General features: G+C 72.3%; 20 protein-coding genes. 18 read left to right on the top strand and 2 right to left on the bottom strand.

The features are described 5' to 3' along the window. Nucleotides 1-84: 84 nt before the first annotated feature. From ABZS40_RS16830 to ABZS40_RS16780, 11 genes are all read left to right on the top strand, one after another. Nucleotides 85-933 (top strand): alpha/beta fold hydrolase, encoded by an 849-nt coding sequence (locus ABZS40_RS16830; RefSeq protein ID WP_354944157.1) that lies wholly within the window; start codon nt 85-87, stop codon nt 931-933. Then, complete coding sequence (locus ABZS40_RS16825) at nt 930-7,583, top strand: condensation domain-containing protein (protein WP_354944156.1); 6,654 nt, start codon at nt 930-932, stop codon at nt 7,581-7,583. Before ABZS40_RS16830 ends, ABZS40_RS16825 begins: the two co-directional genes overlap by 4 nt. A gap of 11 nt (nt 7,584-7,594) precedes the next feature. Further along, entirely contained in the window at nt 7,595-8,983 is a 1,389-nt protein-coding gene (locus ABZS40_RS16820) for an MFS transporter (RefSeq protein WP_354944155.1), read from the top strand. Further along, entirely contained in the window at nt 8,980-9,210 is a 231-nt protein-coding gene (locus ABZS40_RS16815; RefSeq protein WP_354944154.1) for an acyl carrier protein, read from the top strand. The genes ABZS40_RS16820 and ABZS40_RS16815 overlap by 4 nt, the downstream gene beginning before the upstream one ends. After that, nucleotides 9,207-10,814 (top strand): hypothetical protein, encoded by a 1,608-nt coding sequence (locus tag ABZS40_RS16810; protein WP_354944153.1) that lies wholly within the window; start codon nt 9,207-9,209, stop codon nt 10,812-10,814. Before ABZS40_RS16815 ends, ABZS40_RS16810 begins: the two co-directional genes overlap by 4 nt. Then, complete coding sequence (locus ABZS40_RS16805; RefSeq protein WP_354944152.1) at nt 10,811-11,842, top strand: 3-oxoacyl-[acyl-carrier-protein] synthase III C-terminal domain-containing protein; 1,032 nt, start codon at nt 10,811-10,813, stop codon at nt 11,840-11,842. The genes ABZS40_RS16810 and ABZS40_RS16805 overlap by 4 nt, the downstream gene beginning before the upstream one ends. 81 nt (nt 11,843-11,923) lie before the next feature. Next, nucleotides 11,924-13,807 (top strand): HAD-IIIC family phosphatase, encoded by a 1,884-nt coding sequence (locus tag ABZS40_RS16800; RefSeq protein ID WP_354944151.1) that lies wholly within the window; start codon nt 11,924-11,926, stop codon nt 13,805-13,807. Then, nucleotides 13,800-14,048 (top strand): phosphopantetheine-binding protein, encoded by a 249-nt coding sequence (locus ABZS40_RS16795; protein ID WP_354944150.1) that lies wholly within the window; start codon nt 13,800-13,802, stop codon nt 14,046-14,048. Before ABZS40_RS16800 ends, ABZS40_RS16795 begins: the two co-directional genes overlap by 8 nt. After that, the gene (locus tag ABZS40_RS16790) at nt 14,045-14,983 is read left to right on the top strand and encodes a thiamine pyrophosphate-dependent dehydrogenase E1 component subunit alpha (protein ID WP_354944149.1); all 939 of its coding nucleotides are present in this window, start codon (nt 14,045-14,047) and stop codon (nt 14,981-14,983) included. The genes ABZS40_RS16795 and ABZS40_RS16790 overlap by 4 nt, the downstream gene beginning before the upstream one ends. Beyond that, nucleotides 14,976-15,989: a transketolase C-terminal domain-containing protein gene (locus ABZS40_RS16785; RefSeq protein WP_354944148.1), complete on the top strand. Its 1,014-nt coding sequence runs from the start codon at nt 14,976-14,978 to the stop codon at nt 15,987-15,989. Before ABZS40_RS16790 ends, ABZS40_RS16785 begins: the two co-directional genes overlap by 8 nt. Then, on the top strand, nt 15,982-17,190 hold the full coding sequence (locus ABZS40_RS16780; RefSeq protein ID WP_354944147.1) for a 2-oxo acid dehydrogenase subunit E2: 1,209 nt from the start codon (nt 15,982-15,984) through the stop codon (nt 17,188-17,190). Before ABZS40_RS16785 ends, ABZS40_RS16780 begins: the two co-directional genes overlap by 8 nt. Nucleotides 17,191-17,246: 56 nt before the next feature. Here ABZS40_RS16780 and ABZS40_RS16775 read toward each other — a convergent pair whose 3' ends face one another. Continuing rightward, on the bottom strand, nt 17,247-17,930 hold the full coding sequence (locus tag ABZS40_RS16775) for a pentapeptide repeat-containing protein (RefSeq protein ID WP_354944146.1): 684 nt from the start codon (nt 17,928-17,930) through the stop codon (nt 17,247-17,249). An 11-nt stretch (nt 17,931-17,941) separates the two neighbouring features. Here ABZS40_RS16775 and ABZS40_RS16770 point away from each other — a divergent pair, with 11 nt between their 5' ends. Together ABZS40_RS16770 and ABZS40_RS16765 are read left to right on the top strand one after the other, a co-directional pair. Beyond that, on the top strand, nt 17,942-18,151 hold the full coding sequence (locus ABZS40_RS16770; RefSeq protein WP_354944145.1) for a hypothetical protein: 210 nt from the start codon (nt 17,942-17,944) through the stop codon (nt 18,149-18,151). A gap of 144 nt (nt 18,152-18,295) precedes the next feature. After that, nucleotides 18,296-18,952, top strand: coding sequence for an HAD family hydrolase (locus tag ABZS40_RS16765; protein WP_354944144.1), 657 nt, complete (start codon nt 18,296-18,298; stop codon nt 18,950-18,952). On the opposite strand, the gene ABZS40_RS16760 is transcribed toward ABZS40_RS16765, so the two are convergent. Beyond that, nucleotides 18,949-20,280 (bottom strand): helix-turn-helix transcriptional regulator, encoded by a 1,332-nt coding sequence (locus ABZS40_RS16760; RefSeq protein WP_354944143.1) that lies wholly within the window; start codon nt 20,278-20,280, stop codon nt 18,949-18,951. The two genes, ABZS40_RS16765 and ABZS40_RS16760, sit on opposite strands and share 4 nt — an antisense overlap. Nucleotides 20,281-20,728: 448 nt before the next feature. Between ABZS40_RS16760 and amcA the strand changes: the two genes are divergently transcribed. The 5 genes from amcA to ABZS40_RS16735 are packed head-to-tail and all read left to right on the top strand — an operon-like array spanning nt 20,729 to nt 25,585. Further along, on the top strand, nt 20,729-20,908 hold the full coding sequence (gene amcA / locus ABZS40_RS16755) for a multiple cyclophane-containing RiPP AmcA (RefSeq protein ID WP_354944142.1): 180 nt from the start codon (nt 20,729-20,731) through the stop codon (nt 20,906-20,908). Then, the gene (locus ABZS40_RS16750; protein WP_354944141.1) at nt 20,905-21,876 is read left to right on the top strand and encodes an NAD-dependent epimerase/dehydratase family protein; all 972 of its coding nucleotides are present in this window, start codon (nt 20,905-20,907) and stop codon (nt 21,874-21,876) included. The genes amcA and ABZS40_RS16750 overlap by 4 nt, the downstream gene beginning before the upstream one ends. Nucleotides 21,877-21,894: 18 nt before the next feature. Next, nucleotides 21,895-22,848 (top strand): thymidylate synthase, encoded by a 954-nt coding sequence (locus tag ABZS40_RS16745; protein WP_354944140.1) that lies wholly within the window; start codon nt 21,895-21,897, stop codon nt 22,846-22,848. Next, complete coding sequence (locus ABZS40_RS16740; RefSeq protein WP_354944139.1) at nt 22,845-24,554, top strand: carbamoyltransferase C-terminal domain-containing protein; 1,710 nt, start codon at nt 22,845-22,847, stop codon at nt 24,552-24,554. The genes ABZS40_RS16745 and ABZS40_RS16740 overlap by 4 nt, the downstream gene beginning before the upstream one ends. Next, the gene (locus tag ABZS40_RS16735; RefSeq protein WP_354944138.1) at nt 24,539-25,585 is read left to right on the top strand and encodes a hypothetical protein; all 1,047 of its coding nucleotides are present in this window, start codon (nt 24,539-24,541) and stop codon (nt 25,583-25,585) included. The genes ABZS40_RS16740 and ABZS40_RS16735 overlap by 16 nt, the downstream gene beginning before the upstream one ends. The last annotated feature ends 3 nt before the right edge of the window (nt 25,586-25,588 follow it).

Genomic DNA, 25,588 nt, shown 5'->3' with positions numbered 1-25,588 from the left:
TCCGGCCACCCGCAGCACACACCGCAGCTAACCCTCATCCGACGCTAAGACCGCCGTCACGGGCCGTTCCTAGCGTGTGCGGGCATGGCGACACCACCCGTCGTCGCCGTGCTGAGCAGGATCGGGGTTCGCATGCCACAGCCGACGACCGCCACCCGACCGACCGGTGCCGCCGCCTGGTTGAGCTGCGCCGCGCCGCGCCCGACCGCCCGGCTGCGGCTGGTCTGCCTCCCGTACGCCGGCGCCGGCGCCGGCACGTACCGGCCCTGGTCGACGCTGCTGGGCGACGACGTGGAGGTGTGGACCGCGCAGCTGCCCGGCCGGGAACGCCGGCTGGCCGATCCGCCGCTGAGGACGATGGCCGACCTGGCGCCGCCGCTGGTCGACGCGATCGTCGAGCGGGTTGCGGCCCCGTACGCGATCTTCGGGCACAGCCTGGGCGCCCTCATCGGGTACGAGGTGGCCACCCGCCTGCTCGCCCGGGGCGGCCCGGCGCCGCAGCGGCTGGTGGTCTCCGCGGCCCGCCCGCCGCAGGACAGCGCACCGATCGGCTCGGCGCAGCACCTCGACGACGCGGCGTTGACTCGATGGCTGCGTGACCTCGGCGGGGTGTCCGACGAGGTGCTCGCCGACGCCGGCCTGCTGGACCTGATCCTGCCCACCGTCCGGGCCGACCTGGCCGTCGTCGCGTCGTACCGACCGACCACTGTAACCCCGCTGCCGCTGCCGGTGGACGCGGTGGCGGCGGCCGACGACCCCCTGATCAGCCCGGACGAGATGGCCGGCTGGGCTGCCTGCACCGCCGTCGGCTTCTCGCTGACCGTCGTGCCCGGTGGCCACCTCTACCTGCACGACTCCCCTCCCCCGCTGGCCCGCCTGTTGAGCGGCCGGCCGACGACGGTGGGCGCCCACGCCGAGGGGGTCACCCGGTGAGCCAGGACCTGCACCCGGACCTCGCCGGCCTCACCCCCGAGCAGCGGGAGCTGCTGGCGCTGCGACTGCGCCGGGCTCGTCCGCAGCGCGCGGACGCCGCCACCGCCTACCCGCTCTCCTTCACGCAGGAGCAGCTCTGGTTCCTCGACCGCCTGGAGCCCGGCACCCCGGTCTACAACGTGCCGTTCGCCGAGCGGATCAGCGGCCGGCTGGACGTCGCGGCACTGCACCGGGCGGTGAACGCGGTGGTGGCCCGGCACGACGCGCTGCGGATCGTCTTCGTGCCGGCCGACGGCAACAGCCGGGATGGCGTCGCCGTCACCCAGCGGGTCCGCGACGCCGTCGAGGTGCCGCTGCCGGTGGTCGACCTGACGGCGCTGCCGCCGGAGCAACGGCGGGTCGCCGCCGACCGGGAGTCCGCCGCCCACGCGGCGATCCGGTTCGACCTCACCACCGGCCCACTGCTCGCGGTACGACTGCTCGCGCTGGCCGAGGACGAGCACCTGCTGCTGGTCGCCGCGCACCACATCGTCTTCGACGCCTGGTCGGCCGGCGTGTTCGTCGAGGAGGTGGTGAGCTGGTACGGCGAGTTCGCCGGTGACGTGCCGGCGGGGCTGCCGGCGCTGTCCACCCGGTTCGTCACCCACGTCGCCGCCCGCCGACGTCCGGAGGCCGAACGGGAACTCGCCGGGCACCTGGCGCACTGGCGGGAGCGGCTCGCCACCGCGCCGCCCCGATCGACTCTGCCGCCGGACCGTCCCCGGCCGCCGGTGCAGACCCACCGGGGCCGCAGCCTGCCCTTCACGGTCGACGCCGCGACGACGGCGGCGCTGGGCGGGCTGGCCCGCTCGGCCGGCGCGACAGTCAACGCGGTCGTCCTGGCCGGGCTCAGCGCCCTGTTGCGTCAGGCCACCGACCAGGACGACCTGCTGTTCGGCATGCCGGCCGCCGGTCGGGCGAGCACCGACCTGGAGCCGCTGATCGGCTGCTTCGCCAGCATGGTGGTGCTGCGGGTGGACGTGAGCGGCGACCCGACGGCACGCGAGCTGGTGCGCCGGGTCCACCGCACCGTCAGCGAGGCGTACGCGCACCAGGAGGCCCCGTACGCGCGGGTGGTGGAGGAGGTCCGCCCGGTCCGCGACCCGAGCGTGAACCCGCTGTTCCAGGTGCTGGCCACGATGACCGACGGCGGTGTGGCGCAGCGGCAGGCGGCCGGCGTGACCTTCACACCGGTGGCCGCCGAGAACGGCCTCACCGACTTCGACCTCTTCGTCAGCCTGACCGCTCACGGTGACCGGATCGAGGGCGCTGTCGACTTCAACGCCGACCTGTACCTGGACGAGACGATCGCCGCGACGGTGGGCCGGCTGCCGGAGCTGCTGCGCGCCCTGGCGGACACCCCTGAGCGGCAGTTGTCGCAGGTGTCGGGGTTGCACCGGCAGCGGATCGCGCTGGCGGCCACCTTCACCGTCGACCCGGTGCGCGACCCGGTGGAGTTCTGGCTGCGCTTCCTGCGGGTGCCCGCCTCGGTCGAGTTGGTCGGCTACGGGCAACTGGTGGCGCACCTGCTCGCCGGGCCGCCGGCCGACGCCACAGTGTGCCTGTTGCGCTGGGAGGACTGGCTGCGCCGGCAGGACGGCGACGCCGGGGCACTCGATGCCGCCATGGACGACCTTGTCGCGGCGGTGGCGGCGTACCGGCGGCGCACCGACGCTCCGCTGCTGCTGCTGGTCTGCCCCGCGTCGCCGGGCGTCGACCGGCGACGGGCCGACGGTCGGCTCGACGACCGGCTGACCGCGCTGGCCGCTCGTACCCCGGGCGTGCACGCCGTCTGGGCCGCCGACCACGCCGGCGCCTACCCGGTGAGCGAGGTCGGCGACGAACGCGCCGACGCGCTCGGGCACGTGCCGTACACCGGCGAGTACTTCGCGGCCCTCGGCACGATCCTGGTGCGCGAGCTGCGCCGGACCGCCGGTCAGCTCCGCCGGCAGGTGCTGGTCGACGGCGACCGGTTGCCGGTCGACCGGCTCACCGAGGCGCTGCCCGGCCACGAGGTGCGGGCGTGCCCGCCGGGCGGTCTGACCGCCGCGCTGGCCACCGCCGACCGGGCAACCACCGTGGTGCTCGACACCGACCCGGAGACGGTGGCGGCGCTCCGGCGCGACCACCCGGGCCTGCTGGCGCTGGCGGTGCCCGCCGGGTGGGACGACGCGCGGCGATTCCTCGCCCACGTCTGGCCACTGGACCCGCCCGGCCCGTGGACCGGTGCCGGACCGGCCGCGCCCGGCCCGCAGACCGGCGCCGGACTCGCCGGGCCGATCGGGCCGGAGCGGGCCGCGTACCTCGTCGAGGAGTTGAGCACGGCCGCCGCCGTCGCCGAGCGGAGCCGACAGGCGCCGACCCGGGCGGCCGGGCCGGACGACGCGGAGACGGTCGCGCCGCGCACCCCGACCGAGCAACGGCTGGCCGACCTGTGGGCCACCGCGCTCGGCGTCGAGCAGGTGGGTGTGACAAGCGACTTCTTCGGCCTCGGCGGCCATTCGTTGCTCGCCACCCACCTGCTGTCCCGAGTGCAGGCCGAGTTCGGCCGGGAGGTGTCGCTCTACACGCTGTTCACCAACCCGACGGTGGCCGGGCTCGCCGCACTGCTGGACGCCGACACCGACGCCACAGCACTCGCGCCGCTGACCCCTGCCGCACCCGACACACCCGCCGTGGCGTCGTCGGCGCAGGTCCGGCTCTGGGCCCTCGACCAGCTCGGCGACGACGTGGTCCGGCACAACACCACCGCCGCGCTGGAGCTGAGCGGCGACCTGGACGAGGCGGCGCTGCGCCGGGCGCTGGACGACGTGCTGGCCCGGCACGAGGTGCTGCGAACCACCTTCCGGGACCGGGGTGGCGAGCCCGAGCCGGTGGTGCGGCAGTACCTGGACCCGTGGCTGGAGACAGTGGACCTGACCGGTTTGCCGACGTCGAAGCAGGCCCGTGCGTTGCGGCGGGCGGCCGGCTACCTGGCCGCCCACCGGTACGACCTGGCCGCCGGCCCACTGCTGCGGGCCCGCCTGGTCCGGCTGCCCGAGCACCGCTGGCACCTGCTGCTCGGGATGCACCACATCGTCTGCGACAACACCTCGTGGAGCATCCTGCTCGACGAGGTCGCCACCCGGTACGCGCACCACGCCACCGGCGTCGGCGGGTCGCTGACGCCGCTGCCCGTGCAGTTCGCCGACTACGCCCGCCACCAGCGCGACTCGTTGACCTCGACGGCGGTCGAGCCACACCTGACGTACTGGCGGGACCGGCTCCGGGACGCGCCGACCCTGCTGGAGCTGCCCACCGACCACCCGCGTCCCGAGGAGCTCTCCGACGTCGCCGGCTACCGGTCGCAGCGGCTCGCCACCGGTCTCGGTACGGCAATACGGGAGCTGGCCCGCGCCGAGGGCGTCACCCCGTTCGCCGTCCTGCTGGCCGGTTTCGCCGCACTGCTGCACGCCGAGAGCGGCCAGTCGGACCTGGTGCTCGGCGTGCCGACGGCGGGCCGGGAGCGGGCCGAACTCGCACCGCTGATCGGCTGCTTCGCCGACCTGCTGCCACTGCGCGTCGACGTGGCCGGAAGGCCCACGTTCCGTCAGCTGGTGGCCCGGGCCTACCGGAGCGCGCGGGAGGCGTACCGGCACCAGGGGTTGCCGTTCGCGTCCATCGTGGAGGCGCTGGGGCTGCCCCGGCAGACCGCGCACCACCCGCTGTTCCAGTGCGTGCTGAACGTCATCGACGGCCCCGACGAGGTGCCGGAGTTCGCCGGGCTGACCGCCACCGGGGTGGAGGTGCCCAGCTTCGGCGTCGACTTCGACCTGTTCCTCAGTCTCACCTGGCAGGGCGACGAGTTGCACGCCGACCTGGCGTACCGCGCCGACCTGTTCGAACCGGAGCGGATGGGTCGGCTGCTGACCGGGCTGGGACGGATGCTCGACGACGGGGCACGGCGACCGGACGAGCCGATCACCGGCGCGGCACGACCCGCGGCGACACCACGTCGGCCCGCGCCGGCGACGCCCCGCCTGCTGGTCGGCGGCACTGTCGAGCTGCCCGAGCTGGCGGCGACCGTCCGCTTCTGGACGCAGCTGCTCGGCCTGCCGTACACCTTCGGCCAGCTTCCGTCCGGGGCGCTGCTGCGGCTGCTGCGCGACCCGGCCGCCGGCCTGGCGACCAACGCCCGGGACCGCAACGTGCTGGTGCTGCGCTGGGACGATCGGCTGGTGCCCGGCCCGCTCGGTGCGGCCGCCGCCGGGCTGCGCGCCTTCCACGGCGACCTGCTGGCGGCGGTGGACGTCTACCGTGCCCGGAGCGCGGCCCCACTGACCATCGCGGTCTGCCCCGCCGCACCGAACTACCGGACGGCGCCGTGGAAGGGGCTCTTCGCCGAGCTGACCGGGCGGCTGCGCGACGCCCGGCCCGACGTCGACGTGGTGTCGGTCGAGGCCGGGGCGCGGCGCTACCGGGTGTCGGAGCTGAACGCGAGCGACGAGTGGTCGCCGGAGCTGGCCGCGGTCGCCGCAACCCTGCTGGTGCGGCGCGTGGTGCGGCATCCGGCGGTCGGCCGGCTGGTCGTACCGGCCGGACCGGCGCCGCACCAGGGGGAGCTGGCCCGGCTGCTCGCCACCCAGGCCGCTACCGGGCGCGAGGTGCTGCTCGGCTCGGCGCCGCAGGCCCCGGAGCTGTCCGCGCTGGTCGCCGCCGGGATCATCGGGTACGCCCCGACGCCGCCGGTCGACGCCACGACGCTGCTCCTGCACCCGGCCACCGAGCCCGGCCCCGCAGACGTCCTGGCGCTGCCGTTCGACCCGGCGACCGGGCCGGTGCCGGTGCTGCGCGGCCTCTGGTCACTCGACGCGGCCCTGACCACGCACGCCGACGAGCCGGTCGACGCGATCGCGCCCGGCCTGCTGGCCGAGGTGGCCACCGAACTGGCCGACGCCGCGGCCGTGCGGGTCGCCGTCACCGACGGGTACCGGCGGTCGGCCGACCGGGCCGCCGCCTCCCCCCGCACCGAACGGGAGCGCCAGCTCGTGGCGATCTGGTCGGAGCTGCTGCGCACCAACCAGGTCGGTATCCACGACGACTTCTTCGCCGTCGGCGGCGACTCGCTGCTCGCCATGCAGCTGGTGGCCCGCTGCGCGACGGCCGGCATCGACGTCACTCCCCGCCAGCTCGTCCGCCACCCCACCGTCGCCGAACTGGCCGCCAGCCTCGGCGAGCCGGGGGCGACCGCGCTCGACGCCGAGCAGGGCGAGGTGCGCGGCGACGCGCCGCTGACCGGGGCGCAGCGCTGGTTCACCGACCTGCTCGCCCCCACGATGGCCCGGCCCGCATTGTTCAACCACCCCTACTACCTGGAGCTGGCCCGCCCGCTCTCTGCCGACCTGCTTCGCGAGGCGGTACGCCGGCTGGTCGCCCAGCACGACGCGCTGCGGCTGCGGTTCACCCGCCGCGCGGACGGTAGTTGGCGACAGCGGCACGCCGACCCGACCGACGCCGTGCCGTTCGTCAGCCACGACCTGACCGGCGTGCCGGTCGACGAGCGGGAGGCGGCGGTGCAGGCGCTCTGCGCCGAGGCGCAGACCTCGTTGGATCTCGACCTGGGCCCGCTGACCCGGGTGGCGCACTTCCGGCTCGGCCCGGAACTGCCCGACCGGCTGCTGATCGTCAATCACCACCTGGTGGTGGACGCCGTCTCCCGCGGTCTGCTCCTGGCCGACCTGGAGACCCTGTGCGGCCAACTGGAGCGCGCCGAAGAGCCGACCCTGCCGGCGAAGACCACGTCGTACCGTGCCTGGGCTCGGCGGCTGGCCGAGTACGCCGGTTCGACGCGGCTCGCCGAACAGCTGCCGTTCTGGCTCGCCCAGGCCGACGACGGTGTGCTGCGTCGACTCGCTGACGAGCCGGAGACCGGGCCGGTCCGACTCGGCGACCTGGGGTTGGCCACCGTGACGCTGGACGAGGCGGCCACCAGCGGGGTGCACGCCGCAGCGCGGCGGCTGCGGGCCAGCGTGCGGGACCTGCTGGTGTGGGCGGTGGTGGACACCATCGCCGGGCGCACCGACGGCGGCGCGGTGACAGTGGCCACCACCGGCCACGGCCGGGAGCCGCTCTTCGACGACCTGGACGTGAGCCGCACGACCGGCTGGTTCCAGGTGCTCTATCCGCTGCGGTTGCGGCTGCCCTCCACAGCCGACCCGACGCGCTCGGTGCGCTCGGTGATCCGGCAGCTCGCCCGGGTGCCGGACAACGGCATCGGCTACGGGCTGCTGCGCCACCTCTGCCCCACCGAGGAGGTACGCACCAGGTTGGCCGCGACGGCACCGCCGATGGTGGCGGTGAATTACATGGGTGGCTTCGGGTTCGACGACGTCGCCCCTGCCAACCAGCTCCTGGACGTGTGCGCGGCGCCGTTCGGGCCGACCGAGGACAGCGACGGGCACTGGCCCTTCCCCTTCGACGTGACCGGGTCGCTCACCGGCCCCCGGCTCCGCGTCGACCTGAGTTACGCCACCCCGGCCTTCCGGTCGGGGTCCGCTGAACAGCTGCTCGACGGCATCCGGACCAGCCTGCTGCGCCTGGCCGGAAACCACGGGCAACCGCCACGGCAGTAGGAGGAGACCCCATGGCGTTCCGACGCCCGACCCGGTTCGCCGGGTTCACCACGATCTGGTTCGGCCAGCTGCTGTCGGCGCTCGGCACCCGGATGACGAACTTCGCCCTGAGCATCTGGGTGTGGGACGCCACCGGCCGGGCCTTCGACCTGACCATGCTGATGGCGTGCGCGTTCGGCGCGACAGTCATCTTCAGCCCGATCGCCGGCGCGCTGGTGGACCGGTGGGGGCGGCGACTGACCATCGTGCTCAGTGACATCGGGTCCGCGGTCACCACCGCCGCCATCCTGCTGCTCTTCCTCACCGACTCGGTCGAGGTGTGGCACCTCTACCTGGTCAACCTGGTCACCGGCGCGTTTCTCGCGTTCCAGCTGCCGGCGTACCAGGCGACCATCACGGTGATGATGGAGAAGGGCCAGTACCCGCGGGCCAACGCGATGATGTTCGCGGTCCGGACCATCCCGGTGATCTTCGCGCCCGGCTTCGCCGCCGCGTTGCTCGGCCTGATGGACATCAAGGTCATTCTGTTCATCGACGCGATGTCCTACGTGGTGGCGATCGGCGCGGTGCTGCTGGTGCAACTGCCGCCGGTGCCCCGCTCCACCCAGCCCGACGACGGCGGTTTCTGGTCCGACACGATCTACGGCTTCCGCTACATCCTGGCCAGCCGGGCCTTCACCGGCCTGGAGGCGATCATGTTCGCCATCAACGTGCTCGCGGCGGTCGGCTTCGCCCTGCTGGTGCCACAGATCCTCGCCCGCACCGACAGCAGCACCAACGCCGTCGGGTTGGTGCAGACCATCGGCGCGGTCGGCGGCGTGGCCGGCGCCCTGCTGCTGGGACTGCTACCGAACACCCGGCACAAGATCCGCCGGATGCTCATCGCCATCCTGGTCTTCAGCGTCCTCGGCCGGATCGTCTACGGCGTCGGGGACAGCATCATCGTCTGGTCGGTCGCCCTGCTCTTCCTGCACCTGTCCATCCCCTTCATCGACGGGTACGCCCAGTCGGTCTGGCAGGAGAAGGTGGAACCGTCGCACCAGGGTCGGGTCTTCGCCGCGCGACAGTTCATCGAGGACCTGGCGTACCCGGGTGGCACCGCCTTGGCCGGCATCGCCGCGGACCGCTGGTTCGAGCCGATGATGCGCGACGGCGGGCCCGGGGTGCCGTACTTCGGTTGGTTGGTGGGGAGCGGACCGGGCGCCGGCATGGGCCTGATCTTCGTGATCGTCGGCCTGTTCGGCATCGGCGTCGCCGCCGCCGGCTTCGCCTCGCCGAGCCTCCGCCGAATGGAGGTCGACCTGCCCGACTACGACGAAACCCCCGCCGTGCCGGCGCCGCTGCCGGCACCCACCGGCACCGACGAGCTGACCGACGACCGCGCGGTGGCGGCGAAGTGACGCTCACCGAGGTGGTCGCCGGGGTGCTGGAGGTCGACCCGGCCGAGGTGACCGACGACTCCGGACCGCAGACCATCGGCACCTGGACGAGCCTGCGGCACCTGCAACTGGTAGTGACCCTGGAGGAGGTCTACGGGCTCTCCTTCGCCTTCGAGGACATCCGCGACGTCCGCAGCGTCGCCGACCTGCGCGCCGTCCTGCGCGCCAAGGGCACGGAGGCGGCATGAGCGCCGACCTGCTCGCCCGGCGCACCCGCTGGCAGGCCGTCACCCGGCAGCCTCCGGAGCCGACACTGCGCGTGGCGCTGCTGGCCAGCTACACGGTGGACCCGCTGGTGCCGTACCTCGGGTTGGGCCTGCACGACGCCGGGCTGCCCGCCACCCTCAGCGTCGGCCCGTTCCACCAGGTCGTGCAGCAGTGCCTGGCCACCGACGGCTTCCTCGCCGAGACCCGGCCGGACGTGCTGGTGGTGGCGCAACGCCTGGAGGAGGCCGGCGATCCCGGCCCGGCCGGCACCGGCTGGGCGACCGAGCTGCTGGCCGGCGCGGAGGCGGCGGTCACCGCCGCGCGTCGCCACGGCGCACTGCTGGTGTACGTGCTGCCGGCCGTCCCCGCCACTCGCCCGCACGGCCCGGCCGACGGGATGCACGCCGACGGCGTGACCGCCAGCGCCACGGCGGTCCGGGAACGACTGCGCGACCTGCTGGCCGGGGACCCGGGGGTGCTCCTCGTCGACGCCGACGAGGCGGTGCGGACGGTGGGCGACGGGCGGGCGTACCACCCGGCCCTGTTCCGGTTCGCCAAGGTGCCGTACGTCGAGGAGGTCTTCGGGCGGCTCGGTGCCGCCGCGTCCACACTGGTGGGTGGCTTCTTCGGCGCGGTCTGCCGCGCGTTGGTGCTCGACGGCGACGGGCTGACCGGTGCGGCGCACCTGCTGCCGGCGCTGCGGGAGCTGCGCGGGGCCGGGGTACGCGTCGCGCTGCGCGCCAGCGGCCCCGGGTGCTGGTCGACCGGCGACGCCGTGGAGCTGCTGCCGGTGCTGGACGGCTGGGTCACCGACGACCGCCCGGTCGCCGTCCAGCTCGCCGAGATCGCCGCCGAGCTGGACGTGGCGCTGAACCAGCTCGTGCTGGTCGGCACCGGCTCCGCCGACGGAGACCCGGTGCCCCGACGCGTGGTGCTCGGGGCCGACGCGCGGACCTGGTCGGACGAGCTGCGCGCGGCGGGGCTCGCCGATCGGCTGCCCAGCCGACGCTGGAGCGGTGGCACGCCCGCGCCGACCGCCGCGCCCACCGCGTTGTCGCTGGACGACTTCGTGGCCGGCCTGGACGTCCAGGTCGACTACCGACCGGTGACCGCCGACGCCGTCGCCGAGGTCGCCGAGCTGGTCGCCCGGGCGCACGACTTCGCCCTGGCCCCGGCACCACCGGCCGCCGCTCTGGCCGAACGGGCCGGTGACCTGCTGGCGGTCCGGGTACGCGACCGGCTCGGCGACTACGGCACGTCGGGGCTCGTCGCGCTCGACCGGTCCGTCCGACGGTGGACGGTCGACGTCTTCTCGCTCTCCTGCCCGGTGCTCGGCAAGGGCGTGGAAGCGGCGGTGCTGCGGGAGTTGACCCGGCGAGCCAGGGTGGCCGGGGCCGACGAGGTGCTGGTCCGCTATACCGACACCGGTCGCAACGGCACCGCCCGACGCTTCCTCGCCGACCTGGACGCCGTCGTACCCGCCGACCCGGAGGTCAGGCTGAGGGCCGCGCGCGCCGACGAGGACGCTGACGCGGCGGCGGGAACGACAGCGGCGGCGGACCGGGTCGCGGCGGTGCGGCGATGAGCGCGCCACCGCCGGTCGGCGTCGGGGTGGCCGCCCTGGCGCACGTCCTCGGCGAGCAGGTCGACGTGGCGGCTGCCGCCGCCGCGTACACCGACGATCTGGACCGGGTGCGGTCCTGGGAGTACCGGGGCTTTCACCGGGCCGGGCCCGGCGTCGGGGTCACCGACCTCGCGGTGGTGGCCGGCGGCACCGCGCTGGACCGGGCCGGGTTGTCCGCCGCCGACGTGGACCTGGTGGTGCTGGCCATCCCCGACCTGGCCGAGTACCTCTACTGGGACCCGGCCGCCCACACGCAGGCGCGGCTCGGCGCGCACCGGGCCGAGGCGGTGCTGCTCAACCAGGCCTGCGGCGGCGGGGTGGCCGCCTTCGACACGGTCGCCGGCCGGTTCGCCACCCACCCGGAGTATCGAACCGCCCTGCTAATCGGGGCGAACCGGGTCGCCGAGCCGTACTGGAACCGGATGGCTGTCAACACCAGCATCTTCTCCGACGGCGCGGCGGCGGCAGTGCTGATCCGCGACCACGGTCGGTGCCGCTGGTTGGCGACCGAGACGATCAGCGACGGCCGGTACGCGGGGTTCATGCGGATGCCGGTGGGCGGAGCGGCGCGGCCGTTCACCCCGGACGGCGACACTCCCCGCGTCGGTGACCCGGCGGACCGGCTCAACGAGTTCTTCGCCGGTGACGTGCGCAAGATGTTCGGCTTCGTCGCCACCATCCGGGAGCGCAACCGGCTGGTGGTGGAGGCGGCCTGCGGCCGGGCCGGCGTGACGCTCGCCGACGTCCGCCGGTTCCTGCACTTCCACGACAACGCCCGCCAGTTCGCCGAGCTGGCCAAGGACCTCGGCGTGGAGCTGGAGCGGACGAACGTCGAGCTGGCCCTCACACACGGCCACGTCGGCTGCGCCGACCAGCTGATCGGGCTGGAGCACCACCTCGGCACCGGTGACCTGACCGACGGGGATCTGGTCGCCCTGACCAGCACCGGCAGTGGCATGCACTGGGTCTGCACCCTGCTGCGGGTCTGACCGGCAGTGACCACCGACGGCGGCGCCGTGACCGGCCTGTCGACAACGACCCCGCCCGGCGGGAGAGGAAGGAAGACGGACATGAGAGTCGAGGAGGTCCTCCTCCGGATCCGCCGGCTACGCCGCGCCGACGCGCCCGCCGATCCGGAGCTGGCGCCCGCCCTGGTCCACCTGGACGACGCCGCGGTCACCGCCGTCGCGTCCGCCGGCAGGCTGCTCGCCGACGTGCCCGCCGAGAAGCTGACCAGCCCGAACTTCCCGCTCCGGCCGCTGCGGGTCGCCATCACCGGCACGTTCACCCCGGGCACGCTCGAGCCGCTGCTGCGGGTGGCGCTGCTGCGCATCGGCATCGCCGCCGAGATCCACGTCTCCGGCTTCGACCAGGTGGTCCTCGACCTCAGCGACCCGAGCTCCGCGCTCGCCGAGTTCCGGCCGGACGTCACGCTCTGCCTGCTGCACGACGGCTGGTTCCTGCCCGCCGAGTGGGACCCCGGCGACCTGGACGGCCTGGCCGACGCGCTGGGCGAGCGGGCGGCCGTCCTGGAGGCAGCCGTTCGCGGGTACGCGGCCCGCAGCGACGGCGCGTTGCTGCTGCACACAGTGCCGCTGTCCCCGCTGGAGCACCGCAGCCTGGTGAGCTTCCGGGGCCGGGCGGCGTTGGGGCGGGTCTGGCGGGAGCTGAACTGTCGACTGCTGGAGCTGGGCGAGCGGGACACGACGTACACCCTCGACCTGGAGACGTTGCTGGTGGACCACGACGGCCCGGTGCGCGACGAGCGCCTGTACCGGTTCGCCAGCATGGCCTGGACGCCCACAGTGGAACGCCGCTACGCCCACGAGGCCGCCGCCTTCTGCCGGGCGGTCCTCGGCCGGACCGCGAAGGTGCTCGCGCTCGACCTGGACAACACGCTCTGGGCGGGTGTGCTCGGCGACGACGGGCTGGCCGGCATCATGCTGGGCAGCGACTACCCGGGGAACTGCCACCGGGACGTGCAGCGACGTGCCCTGGCGCTGCGCCGACAGGGCGTACTGCTGGCGGTGTGCAGCAAGAACGACCCCGACCTGGTGACCGAGGCGTTCGCGCAGCACCCGGATCTGCTGCTGCGGGCAGACGACTTCGTGGCGCAGGCGGTCAACTGGGGGCGTAAGGACGACAACCTGCGTCAGCTCGCCGGCACCCTCAACCTCGGCCTGGACGCCGTGGTGTTCGCCGACGACAGCCCCTTCGAGTGCGAGCTGGTACGCCACGAGTTGCCCGCCGTACGGGTGGTGGAGCTGGCCGGCGACCCGGCCGGCTTCTCCGGCAGGCTGCTCGCCGAGGGGCACTTCACAGTGCTCGCCACCGGCGCCACCGACCGCGAGCGCACCGAGCTGTACCGGGCCCGCAGCGGCCGGGAACGCTTCGCCGCCACCTTCGACTCGGCGGCGGACTACCTGCACGAGCTGAAACTGCGGGTCACCGTCCGCCCGGTGGACGACCTCAGCCTGCCCCGGGTCGCGCAGCTCGGGTTGCGTACCAACCAGTTCACCATGACCGAACGGGCGCACACCGAGGCGCAGACCCGACAGCGCGCCGCCTCACCCGACCACCTGGTGCTCACCGTCGAGGTCACCGACCGGTTCGGCGCCGAGGGGCTGGTCGGCGGGGTGTGGCTCGACCGGCGCGACCCGGACACCTGGGTGATCGAGAACTTCGTGCTCAGCTGCCGGGTCTTCTCGCGCGGCGTCGAACAGGCCGCGCTGCACCGGGTGGCGGAGTTGGCCGGCTCGACCGGCGCGACCCGGTTGGAGGCCCTGTTCCGACCCACCACCCGCAACAAACCCGGCGGGGCTGTCTGGCCCGCCACCGGGTTCACCGTGGCGTCCGAACAGGACGGCACCATCCGGCACGTGCTGCCACTGCACCCACCGCCCCGGCTGTTGCCGGCGTGGATCGCCCTGGAGGAGGGAGACGTCCGTGCCTGACCTGTTCACCACCGTCGCGGACCTCATCGAACAGGTCGCCGACGTACCGGCCGAGCGACTCTCGCCCGATGTCCGGTTCGCGACGCTGACCAACTGGACCAGCCTGGAGGCGCTGGGGCTGCTCGCCGCGCTGGAGGACGAGCTGGGCGTCCGGCTGGACCTGCGGGCGTACCTGGCGGTGACCGCCGTCGGCGAACTTGTCGACCTGGTCGCCGGCGAGTGGGACGGAGCAGCGCGGTGACCGCCACCCGCACCGAGGCACCGCCCACCGCGCCGACCCGGCTCGCCGACGTCGACCTGGACCTGCTGCTGCTGATCCGGCACTTCGAGCTGGCGCTGCTGGACATGTTCGGTCGGGGCGAACTGCACGGCACCACGCACACCTGCCTCGGCCAGGAGTACGTGCCGGTCGCGCTGCGTCCGCTGCTCACCGACGGCGACTTCGTGTTCAGCAACCACCGGGGCCACGGCCACTACCTCGCCCGGTTCGACGATCCACACGGGCTGCTCGCCGAGGTGATGGGACGCGAGGGCGCGGTCTGCCACGGGGTCGGCGGCAGCCAGCACATCCTGCGCGACCGGTACCTGTCGACCGGGGTGCAGGGCGAGAGCGCGCCGGTGGCCGCCGGGGTGGCGCTGCACCTCAAGCGCGCCGAGCCCGGCCGGCTGGCGCTGGTCTACCTCGGCGACGGCACCTGGGGCGAGGGCGCTGTCTACGAGGCGCTGAACATGGCAGCGCTGTGGGGGTTGCCGCTGCTGCTGGTGGTGGAGAACAACGGCATCGCCCAGTCCACGCCGACCACCGCGCAGCTCGCCGGCAGCATCGGCGGGCGGGCCCGGGCGTTCGGGGTGGACCACCTCCGGGTCACCTCGACCGACACCGCGGTGGTCCGGTCCGCGCTGGGGCCGGTGCTGCACCGGGTCCGGGAACGGTCCACGCCGTACGTGGTGGAGCTGCTCACCCACCGGGTGGGACCGCACAGCAAGGGCGACGACAACCGCCGCCCCGACGAGCTGGCGTACGCGAAGGCGCACGACTGGTACGCCCGCTACGCCGAGGCGTACCCGGAGCAGTTCACCGCGCACGACGAGCGGCAACGCGCGTACGTGGCGCAGGTGGTCCGGGAGGTCACCGGCCGACCGGCGAGTCGCTGGGCGGAGGCGGATCGTGGCTGAGCGGGTGGTGGAGAACCTCAACCAGGCGTTGCACGCGTTGCTGGCCGACGATCCCGGATTGACACTGCTCGGCGAGGACGTGGTCGACCCGTACGGCGGGGCGTTCAAGGTGACCCGAGGGCTGTCGACGCGCTGGCCGGACCGGGTGCGGTCCACCCCGCTGAGTGAGGGAGGCATCGTCGGCGTGGCCGGTGGCCTGGCGCTGGCGGGGCAGAGCGCCATCGTCGAGATCATGTTCAGTGACTTCGTGGCGCTGGCCTTCGACCAGATCCTCAACTTCGCCAGCAAGTCCACAGCCATGTACGGCCGGCGGGTGCCGATCCGGCTGGTGGTGCGCTGCCCCACCGGCGGCAACCGGGGGTACGGGCCGACGCACAGCCAGAGCCCGCAGAAACACTTCGTGGGCATTCCCGGACTGAGCCTGCACGAGGTGTCCCCGTTCCACGACAACCGGAAGGTCCTCGCCGGCATGCTCGCCACCGGGCGGCCGGGGCTGCTCTTCGAGGACAAGGTCCTCTACACCAACCGGATGTACGCCGACGGCGTGGTGGACGAGCTGTTCCGCTACGACCTGATCGGCCCGGACGCCGACGTGGCCCGGGTCTGGGTGGACGACCCGGGGCAGGCCGACTGCGTGCTCGTCGTACCCGGCGGGTTGGCCGCGCGGGCCGTGTCGGTGGCCCGGGAGCTGCTGCTGCGCGACGACATCGTCTGCCAGGTGCTGGTGCCGTCGCGGCTCTGGCCGGTGGACGCGGACACCCTGCTGCCGCCGATCGCCCGGGCCGGCCGGGTGGTGGTGGCCGAGGAGAGCACCGCCGGCGGCACCTGGGGCGCGGAGGTGGCGCACGTGGTGCACCAGCGACTCTGGGGCGCCCTGCGGGCGCCGGTGCGGCTGGTGCACTCCGCCGACAGCGTCATCCCGACCGCCGCGCATCTCGAACGCACAGTGCTGGTGCAGGACGCCGACATCCACCGGGCCGTGAAGGAGGTGGTCAGCGGTGACTGACCTGGTCGTTCCCAAGCTCAACAACAACGACACGACGTACGTGCTGATCGACTGGCTGGCCGCGGACGGCGAGGAGGTGCGCGCCGGTGAGCCGATCGCCGAGGTGGAGACCTCCAAGGCGGCCGAGGAGTTGCTCAGCGACCACACCGGCGTGCTGCACCGGGTCACCGAGGTCAACCAGGAGTGCGCTCCGGGCGACGTCATCGGCCACGTCTTCGACAGCGAAGCGGCCCGGCAGCGTTTCCTCGCCTCGGCGGGCGCCCCGGCCGGGCCGGTGCCCGACGCCCACCCGGGCGGGCCGGTGCTCACCGACTCGGCCCGCGAGTTGGCCGCCGCGCACGGTCTCGGTGACGACGAGCTGGGCGCGCTCGGCAAGGCGGTGGTGCGGCGTACCGATGTGGAGCGCCTGCTGGCCGACCGGTCTGCGGCGCCCGCGGTGGCGACCGAGCCGGTGGTGGTGGCCGCGGCCGCCGCGCTCGCGGCCGGCGACGGCCCGGAGCCGGACGACCCCCGTCGGGTGCACGCGCTCTCCCGGGCCCAACGGGCGGTGGCCGCTGTGGTCACCGAGTCGCACCGGGAGGTGCCGGCGGCACTCGCCGTCATCAAGGTACGCGTCGACGCCGCCCTCACTGTGGCCCGGCAGCTCACCCGCACCACCCGCACCCTGGTCGGCCTGCCGGAACTGCTGGTCAAGGCGATCGGTGACCTGCGCGAGGAGCACCAGTTGCTGTTCGCCGCACCGGGCGACGGCAGCAGCGTACGGCTCGCCGAGGCGGCGCACGTCGGCGTCACCATCGACGTCGGCACCGGGCTGTTCATCCCGGTGGTCCGGGACGTGGAGGAGCTGACCTGCGCGGAGATCGCCGAGACGCTGATGGACTTCCGGTCCCGGGCGGGCGGGACCGGTTTCCGCGCCGGCGAGCTGGCCGGCGGCACCATCGTCGTGTCCCTGCACACCGACCCGGACGTGGTGCTCGCCGGGCCGATCGTCTTCCCGGGCCAGACCTGCGTGGTGGCGATCGGCGGCACGCAGGACGAGCTGGCGCTCGACGCGGCCGGCCAGGTCGTCACCCGCCGGTTCGTCAACCTCAGCGCCGTCTACGACCACAGGGTGGTCAACGGGCGGGAGGCGGTGGCCTTCCTCCAGGCGGTGAAGGCGGCGCTGGAGGCACCGGATCAGCTCGCCGATCAGACCTCTTGACCAGGGGATGATAAGTAGGTCAGCGACGTTCCTGGCGACTGCTTCTCATCCCCTGATCACGTCGCGGAAGTGCCGTGGTCAGCGCGGACGTCGATGCTCAGAGCGACGACGGCCATCCGGGTCAGCTCGGGTAGCTGGTCCTCGGTGAGGGCGACACCCCGCAGATTGTCCAGCGGCGCCGTGAAGGCGTGCAACCGGCTGCCCCGCAGATCGGCGCCGTCGAGACGGCAGGAGTCCAGTTGCAGGTCGCTGAGGTCGCACGACCGCAGTGCGACGCCGGAGAGCCGGCAGGATGACCAGGTGCCGTGGACGAGGGTGCAGTCGGTGAAGGCCACCGAACCGCCGGCGCTGACGCGGTTCACTGTGGCGTAGTCGAACCGGCAGTTGTCGAACAGGACGTCCTTCAGGCGAACGTCGATGAGTCGGGTTCCGGTGAAGCGGGAGCCGGTTACCGAGCACCGTTCGATACTGACGCCGGTGAGGGTTGCCCCGGACAAGTCCGTGCGGTCGATCTCGCAGCCGTAGAGGGCACCGCCTTCCCAGGTGATCTCACCGAGATCCGCTCCGGTGATCCGGCAGCCTCGGATGTTCCAGTCGGCGATCTGTCGACCTCGCCAGGAAGCGTCCTGGACGAGGCTGTCGTGAAGGTCGTCGTCGGGCAGGTCGGTGACCTGGTCGAGGTCTTCGGGGTCGAGGTCGGGCAGGAGGACCGTCACGTCGCCCGCAGTGGTCGTACGCATGTCTTTCCAACTTGTCCGGGCGCAGGGGGGTGCTGACGGCGGACCAGATCGCGGCGATGCGGCTGTGCCCAGACGAGCTCGACGGCTTCGAGTTCGTCGACCCGGAGCGCCTGGGCGAGGTGTTGATCGCTCGGCTGGCTCGGCGAGTCACCGCAGCGCTCGCCGCGATCGGACGCGGCGGCGTCTACCTCGAAGACGGAGCCGCGCCTTCCACCAGGTAGCAAGCTGGATTGAATCGTCGGTCAAGGACGCACGCCAGCCGCAGTGGTTTCCCTCCCACCGATGACGCACTACGACCGGCCCGCGCGACGGCCCTGCCTGCGGCGTACGTTGATCCGCCTGAGCCCGAAGGGCACAATCGCAGGATGATCTCGAGCGTGTTCTTTGACGTGGGTGAAACGATCGTCGACGAGTCCCAGGAGTACGGCACCTGGGCCGACTGGCTCGGCGTCCCGCGCCACACCTTCTCGGCCGTCTTCGGCGCTGTCATCGCTCGCGGCCTGGACTACCGCGAGACGTTCCAGGTGTTCCGGCCCGGATTCGACCTGGCCGAAGAGCGACAGCGCCGGACCGACGCCGGGCAGCCGGAGCACTTCTCCGAGGAGAACCTGTACCCGGACACCCGGCCATGCCTGGCCGCCCTGCGGAAGCTGGACGTGCAGGTCGGGCTGGCCGGTAACCAGACCGCCCGCGCCGAGACCATCCTGCGCGCGCTGGACCTGCCGGTCGACGTGATCGGCACCTCGGACGGCTGGAACGTCGAGAAACCGTCGGCCGCGTTCTTCGACCGCGTCGTCGCGGAGGCCGGCTGCCCCGGCGCGCAGGTGCTGTACGTCGGAGACCGGCTGGACAACGATATCCGGCCGGCGCAGACGGCCGGGCTCGCGACCGCTCTCGTGCGGCGCGGCCCGTGGGGACACATCCTCGACGACAAGACCGTCAGCGACCGCTGCCTTTTTCAGCTCGACTCGCTGGCCGAGCTGCCCGAGCTGGTGTTCAGGCACAACGAGTCGGCAGCTTAGCTACCCGAAAGGGCAGCCCGGCTGGTCGCGAGGACGGCGATGCGTTCGTCGAGTTGGCTGCCCTCGCGGCTGTCGCCGAGTACCTGCCGGACGGCTCTGACCCGCTCCAGCCCCGTGCCGTACCAGTCGGCCTGCAGGGCGTCCAGGGCCTGGTTGAGGTAGTCGGCGGCGTGGTCTCCGTCGCTGCTATGCGCCGAGGCCAGGTCGGCGAGGACGACGCTGCGCTGCTTGGCGCCCGCCGCGGTCAGGCCCGCGAGGGACTTGGCCAGGTGACGGGCGGCCTCTGCATGGTCGCCAGCGCTGAGAACTGCGTAGCCGGCGAAGGAGTGCAGTCGGTCGATGTCGTAGTAGTCGAACCATTCGGGCACTTCGGGTCGCGTCGTGATCGCGGTGGCAGCGAGGTCGATCTGGTGGCGGCTTGCCGCCCCGGCCCCGGCGCGGGCTTCGACTTCCGAGGCCACGCAGTGCAGCCAGGAGCGGACGGCGGGGCTGACGCCGTGCCAGGTGTGCTGGAGCGCCGCGTCGATCAGTGATCGGGCAGCAGTCGGATCATGTCCGAAGGCCGGGATGAAAGCCATGTGGCCGAGGACGGTGGCGGCCAGCGCGTGGTTTCCGGCCTCACGGGTGGCGGCGAGGGCGACGTCGTAGCAGCGTTGCGCGACGGCAGGCTGGTTGAGATCGAAGAATGCCAGTCGTGCGGTGAGGAGCGCCGACTCGGCGAGGGCGCTGGCGAGGGTCGCCCGGCTGGTGCCGGTGGCCGCGCGGACGAGTCCGGTGCCGAGCTGTGTGTGGGCATACGCAGCCTCGTACAGCGGGCGTGCGGGGCTGGTCCAGTACAGCGTCCGCTGGCACCGCACGATCTCGGCGTAGGCCCTTGGATCTATGGCCTTGGCTTGGGCGTAGGCAGCCTGCGGATCGAGTGATAGCAGCGGCGCCACCAGGGGAAGCATGCTGGCGCCGAGCAACGCGCGTAGGACGCTGGCCCGATCCCAGCCGGTTTCGTCGCCTCCTGTGATCATGTCCCACAACCTCCTGAACTCGTGCAGTGTCTCTGCCTGCGGACGCATCGCCAGCTCGTCCGGAGTAAGCAGTCCCAGCTGGTCGGCTGGCTTGTCGAGGATGGCCACGAGGTGTTTTCGGTAGCGGGGGTCGGGCCACCGCTCACCGGTTTCCCACCGCCGCACTGTGTTCGCGTTCAGCCCGGTATCGGTCTCGCCAGCGTGACTCATCTCCGTACGGATGCGTTCGGCGACCTCCTCGTAGGACCAGCCCCGCTGGAGCCTTTCCCACGCTAGCCGCCGGTTGGCGGGGTAGCGCCGTCCGGTCATGCGAGCACCTCCGTGCGTCCTCTGTTGACGACGGTCACGTTAGCCATCTCCGCTACGGGCCGTCACTACCTGGTTGCGAGCGGACGGGTGGTGGACGGTACCGCTTGGTTCCGCCGGACGGTTCGCTGTTGACGAGCATCGACGGCCGCTGCTTTGCGGCTTCAGCTCACCAACCCATTGTCATCGACGCCAGGGGATTCATGGTGGAGAGATCGATCGGATCGGGCAAGGCGGCCGGGGAGCTGACGCCGCTTGTTGTGGTGGCGGCCAGAGGTGCGGTCGTGAGGTTGATTCCTCGTCTGCGTACCGCCATCGGGGCTGCGCGGGCGGGTGACCGGCGGGGTGCTCCCAGCCGCCGCCTCACCTCGGCGGGCTCGCCGTCACACCGGCGGGCCCGCCATGACTGGGCCGAGCAGCGGGAATCGGCCGACCGTCGGACGGTGACATCGTGACCGTGTACATCTCGCGGCACGCCTCCGCGGGCGCCACGGGTGCGCCCGGTCCAGCGGCGCAGCCCGGTGTGCCACCGACGGACCAGATGACGATCTTCCGGGGCGACCCGCCTCTACTGACCTTCGTGTGGCAGCGCGTGCTGACGCAACCGGTTCAGAGCGGTGGTCGTCGGTGACGGCGCGGGTGCTGGTGACAGGTGCGGCCGGCTTTATCGGTTCGCATGTCGTCGACGCGCTCTTGGCCAGAGGAATTCAGGTGGTCGGCCTGGATCGCCGCCGGCTCGGTCAGGATGCGCTCGCCGATGAGAATTTGGCAGCCGCAGCCGCCAATCCGCTGTTCACACCACTCTGCCGGGATCTGTCCACCGAACGCCTCGATGAGGCCGTGGACGGCTGCGACGTCGTATTCCACCTGGCTGCCCGGCCGGGCGTCCGGCCCTCTTGGGGTTCGGAGTTTCACGACTACGCCCAGTCCAACGTCCTCGGCACCCAACGGCTGCTCGACGCGTGTGTGCGATCGGGCGTTCGGAGGCTCGTCTACGCCTCGTCGTCCAGCGTCTACGGGCCGGCAGACCGACCCAGCCGCGAGAACGACCGGACCAGCCCAGTCTCCCCGTACGGAGTGAGCAAGCTCGCCGCCGAGCAGCTCTGCGTGGCCTACGCGTGCCGCCCCGACAACCGGCTCAGCGTCGTGGCCCTGCGCTACTTCACCGTGTACGGGCCGCGCCAGCGACCTGACATGGCCATCGGCCGACTGCTGTTCGCGGCCTATACCGGTCTGCCGGTCACCCTCTTCGGCGACGGCAGCCAACGGCGGGAGTTCACGTACATCACCGACGTCGTCGCCGCGACGATCGCCGCCTCTCAGGTAGATGCCCAATGCGCCGTGGTGAACATCGGCGGCGGAGCGAGCGTTTCAATGCGGGGCGCGATCCAGGAGGCGTCCACGGTCACTGGACGGCACATTCCGGTCCAGGTAGCCGACGTCCAGCCGGGTGACGTTCCCTCGACGGCCGCTGACCTGACCCTTGCCGGCCGGCTACTGGGCTACTGGCCCACCGTCGGCCTGCACGAGGGCATGGCCCGGCAGTCCGCCTGGTTGGTCAACCTCTCCCGCGACCGACTCACCGCGTTCGCCTCCTGATGGAAGCGAACCCATTTCATGATCGTCTTGACTGCGGACTCTGCGAGCGAACTCTTCGCCGCCGCCAGTCAGGCAGTGCTGCTCAACGGCCGTATCGCCTGCCCGCGCGACATGATGACCACCGAGGTCGTCGGCGCGCACCTGTGCCTGACCAACCCTCGGCGCCGGCTGGTCTCCGTGCCACCCGTACGCGTCATCAACCCGGCATTCGCCGTCGCCGAGGCGCTGTGGATCCTCTCTGGCTCGGATGACCCGTGGATCTTCGACTTCAACGACAACCTGCGGCGCTACGTGGACGACGGGATCCTGCAGGGCGCGTACGGGCCACGGATCCGCCGGTGGGGTGGCAGCCTCGACCAGCTCGACGCGGTCGTCCGGAAACTGACGGCCGACCGAGACTCCCGACAAGCCGTCGTCCAGATCTACGACCCGGCACGCGACCACCGCGGCTACCGGGACGTGCCGTGCACTCTCGGATACCGGTTCCTGATCCGGCAGGGCCGGCTCGAGATGCACACCAGCATGCGCAGCCAGGACCTCTGGCTCGGCTTCCCGTACGACATCTTCGCGACCACGCTCCTGCAGGAACTGATGGCGGGCTGGCTCGGTGTCGAGGTCGGCGAGTACCACCACCACGTCGACTCACTGCACCTCTACGCCGATCACGCTTCGGCTGCCGCTGAGTGTCTCCACTACAAACCGACCGTCACCGAGATGGATCCGATCTGCGTGGACTGGCCCAGCCTGGACGTTGTCCTCGCGCAGGTCATCTCCGGTGACGGCGACCTGCCCGACGGCACCCTGTGGGACACGTTCGGACGGGTGCTGACCAGCTACCGGACATGGAAGCTCGGCGAGCGGGACCTGGCTAGCAAGATCGCCCACGACACCCCAGGGCCGCTCGGCGCTGCCCTCGTCGCCTGGTACCAGCACCTCACCCGGCCAGCCCTCGCATCGCCGGAGCGGGCATGACCGCGGATGTGGTGCTTGGGCTGTGCGCGTACACGCATGACTCGGCGGCGGCGCTGCTGGTCGACGGACACCTGATCGGCTTCGTCGAGGAGGAACGGCTCGACGGGGTCAAGCACAGCAAGGCGTACCCGGCATACAGCGTCGCCTGGCTGCTCGCCGAAGCCGGCCTGACGCCGCCGGACGTGACCACGGTCGCGTACAACTTCGACGGGCGCCGCTACCTACGCACGCTGGGTCAACTGCCGACCCATCTGCGACAGGCTGCCAGCCGCGCCCGAGCCGTACCACGGGCCCGCAGCTTCACCACGGTCCACCGCCGCTACCAGGCTCGGATGCGAGACCTGAGCGAGCGTTTCCCACGCGCACACCTCCAGCCAGTGCCGCACCACCGCGCGCATGCCCTGTACGCCTTCGCCGCCGCCGGTGTGGATGACGCAGCGGTCCTGATCGTCGACAGCCTCGGCGAGTTGCAGACCACCACCACCTGGCACGCCCGTCAACGCAACTCGCGACTCAGCCTCGACTTGGCGCACGCGATCGACGACCCGGCCTCCCTCGGCTACGCCTACGGAGCCGTCACCGAACACCTCGGCTGGCGACGCGGTGACGAGGAAGGCACAGTGATGGCGCTGGCCGCCCTCGGCGACCCCGCCCGGTTCCGGGAGCTGATGTCCCGGGCGATCCGGCTCACCGCCGACGGGTTCACCCTCGACCCAGCGCTGATCGCCCTTCGGGTGCTTGCCAGCCGCTACGGCCGGGTCACACCCGCATTCACCGCTGCGACCTGTCAGCCCCGCCTGCCGACGGCACCGATAGAGCCCAAGCATGCCGACCTGGCCGCTTCAATGCAGGAGCGCACCGAGCAGGTAATGCTGCTTCTCGCCACGCGAGCCCGCCGGCTGACTGGCTCCGGGCTGCTCTGCCTGGGCGGCGGGGTCGCGATGAACTGCGTAGCCGCCGGCCTCATCGCCCAGGCCGGCGTCGTCGACGAGATACACGTGCCACCCGCCCCCGGCGACGCGGGAACCGCGATCGGCGCCGCCGCACATGCCTGGCTTGAGGCGACCGGCCGCCCACCTACCGGCATCCGCCACCACTGCTACCTCGGCCCCGCCTATCCCGACCTTGCACTGCCGGCAGAACCGCGCGCGGGACTGCATGCGAACCGACTCGCCGAACCTGTCCAACATCTGGCCCGGCAGTTAGCTGACGGGGCGATCGTCGGGTTGTTCACCGGCGCGCTGGAGGCCGGCCCACGGGCACTGGGGCACCGGTCGATCCTCGCCTCTCCTCTGGAGGCCGGTGTGGTCGAGCGGCTCAACGCCACCGTCAAGTTCCGCGAACCATTCCGACCTTTCGCCCCTGTGGTACTCGCCGACAAGGCCACCGACTACTTCGGGCTACGCCAACCGTCGCCGTACATGTCACTCGCGGCTCCCGTGACCGAGCTGACCCGCGACAAGCTGCCCGCGATCGTGCACGTCAACGGCACCGCCCGAGTCCAGACCGTCACCCGCGAGCAGCACCCCTTCCTCGCCGACGTCCTCACCCGCTTCGGCGAGATCACCGGCCACCCCGTGCTGATTAACACCTCACTGAACGTCAAGGGCAAGCCGATCTGCGGCACACCAGAGATGGCCCTGGACTGCCTGACCGAATCCGGCCTCGACGCGCTGCTCATCGAAGACTGGTGGGTGACCAAGTGAAGATCGGCTACAGCTTCTGGGGATTCCTCGGACCCGGCATCACCGACACCCCGGACGGAGGCCGCAGCCACCGCCGGACCTTGATCGACGGGCTACGCGCGGTCAGCCACGAAATCGTGATCCTCCAACCCAACCGCGACCTGTGCGAAGCCAGCGACGACCTCACCGGCCGCTACCGCTGGGACGTCGGTCTACCCGATCTCGACGCCCTGTTCCTCGAATGGCGCTGGCCCATCCCCGGCCGCAACACCACCGTCTGCGGGCGACCCGGCCATACCTGCGACCTGCATCGGCAGGCCGATCTACTCCACCACTACACCCACCAGCTCGGCACCCCAACGATCCTGTGGGACAAGGACCGTCGGCTGCCCGCAGCGGACCCCCTCCGCCGAACCCGCAACGTCACCGTCTGCGAACCCGCTCTGCACCCGACTCCGGGCGCGGTACCACTGCTCTTTCCTGTCGCCGGCAAGGCCATCGACGCCGCCGACCCCACCGCGCTTGTAGCCCAGCCCCGTCACACCCCGCTGGTCTACGTCGGCAACCAGTACGACCGCGACCACCCGTTCGACACCTACTTCGCGCCGGCCGCCGCGCAACTTCCTCACCTGATCGCCGGCAAGTGGGCCGACACCAGGCGCTGGCCGAATCTGAACTTCATCGGCCGAGTCCCGTTCCCCCGCGTCTCCGCGATCTACGCCGACGCGCTCGCCACCGTCCTGCTGCTGCCCGCCCGATACGCCGCCGCCGGGCAGATGACCCAACGAATCTTCGAGGCCGTCCTCGCCGGCTGTGTGCCGCTGCTGCCCGCCGACGTCCGAGGCGCCAATGCGTTCGTTCCCTCGTCGCTGATAGTCGGCGACGCCGCAGACGTGCGGCACCGCATCGGCTGGCTCACCGAGATCGCCGGCACCGGAGAGCACGCCAGCCTCATCACCGAATGCCTCCGTCACCTCGACCCGTTCCGGCTCTCAACCCAACTCGAAGTGCTCGACTACCTGCTGCGTCACCCGGAGCCGGTGCGGCCATGACTC

Source organism: Micromonospora sp. NPDC005324 (assembly GCF_040607155.1).
Lineage (GTDB): Bacteria > Actinomycetota > Actinomycetes > Mycobacteriales > Micromonosporaceae > Micromonospora > Micromonospora trifolii.
The sequence above is the reverse complement of the archived record's forward strand: the minus strand, read 5'-3'. Positions and strand labels throughout refer to the sequence as shown.

What these genes read in the sequence shown, in the direction of transcription:
- ABZS40_RS16830 (WP_354944157.1), top strand. Translation starts at nt 85, where the DNA reads ATGGCGACACCACCCGTCGTCGCCGTGCTGAGCAGGATCGGGGTTCGC.
- ABZS40_RS16820 (WP_354944155.1), top strand. Translation starts at nt 7,595, where the DNA reads ATGGCGTTCCGACGCCCGACCCGGTTCGCCGGGTTCACCACGATCTGG.
- ABZS40_RS16810 (WP_354944153.1), top strand. Translation starts at nt 9,207, where the DNA reads ATGAGCGCCGACCTGCTCGCCCGGCGCACCCGCTGGCAGGCCGTCACC.
- ABZS40_RS16805 (WP_354944152.1), top strand. Translation starts at nt 10,811, where the DNA reads ATGAGCGCGCCACCGCCGGTCGGCGTCGGGGTGGCCGCCCTGGCGCAC.
- ABZS40_RS16800 (WP_354944151.1), top strand. Translation starts at nt 11,924, where the DNA reads ATGAGAGTCGAGGAGGTCCTCCTCCGGATCCGCCGGCTACGCCGCGCC.
- ABZS40_RS16775 (WP_354944146.1), bottom strand. Translation starts at nt 17,930, where the DNA reads ATGCGTACGACCACTGCGGGCGACGTGACGGTCCTCCTGCCCGACCTC.
- ABZS40_RS16765 (WP_354944144.1), top strand. Translation starts at nt 18,296, where the DNA reads ATGATCTCGAGCGTGTTCTTTGACGTGGGTGAAACGATCGTCGACGAG.
- ABZS40_RS16760 (WP_354944143.1), bottom strand. Translation starts at nt 20,280, where the DNA reads ATGACCGGACGGCGCTACCCCGCCAACCGGCGGCTAGCGTGGGAAAGG.
- ABZS40_RS16745 (WP_354944140.1), top strand. Translation starts at nt 21,895, where the DNA reads ATGATCGTCTTGACTGCGGACTCTGCGAGCGAACTCTTCGCCGCCGCC.
- ABZS40_RS16740 (WP_354944139.1), top strand. Translation starts at nt 22,845, where the DNA reads ATGACCGCGGATGTGGTGCTTGGGCTGTGCGCGTACACGCATGACTCG.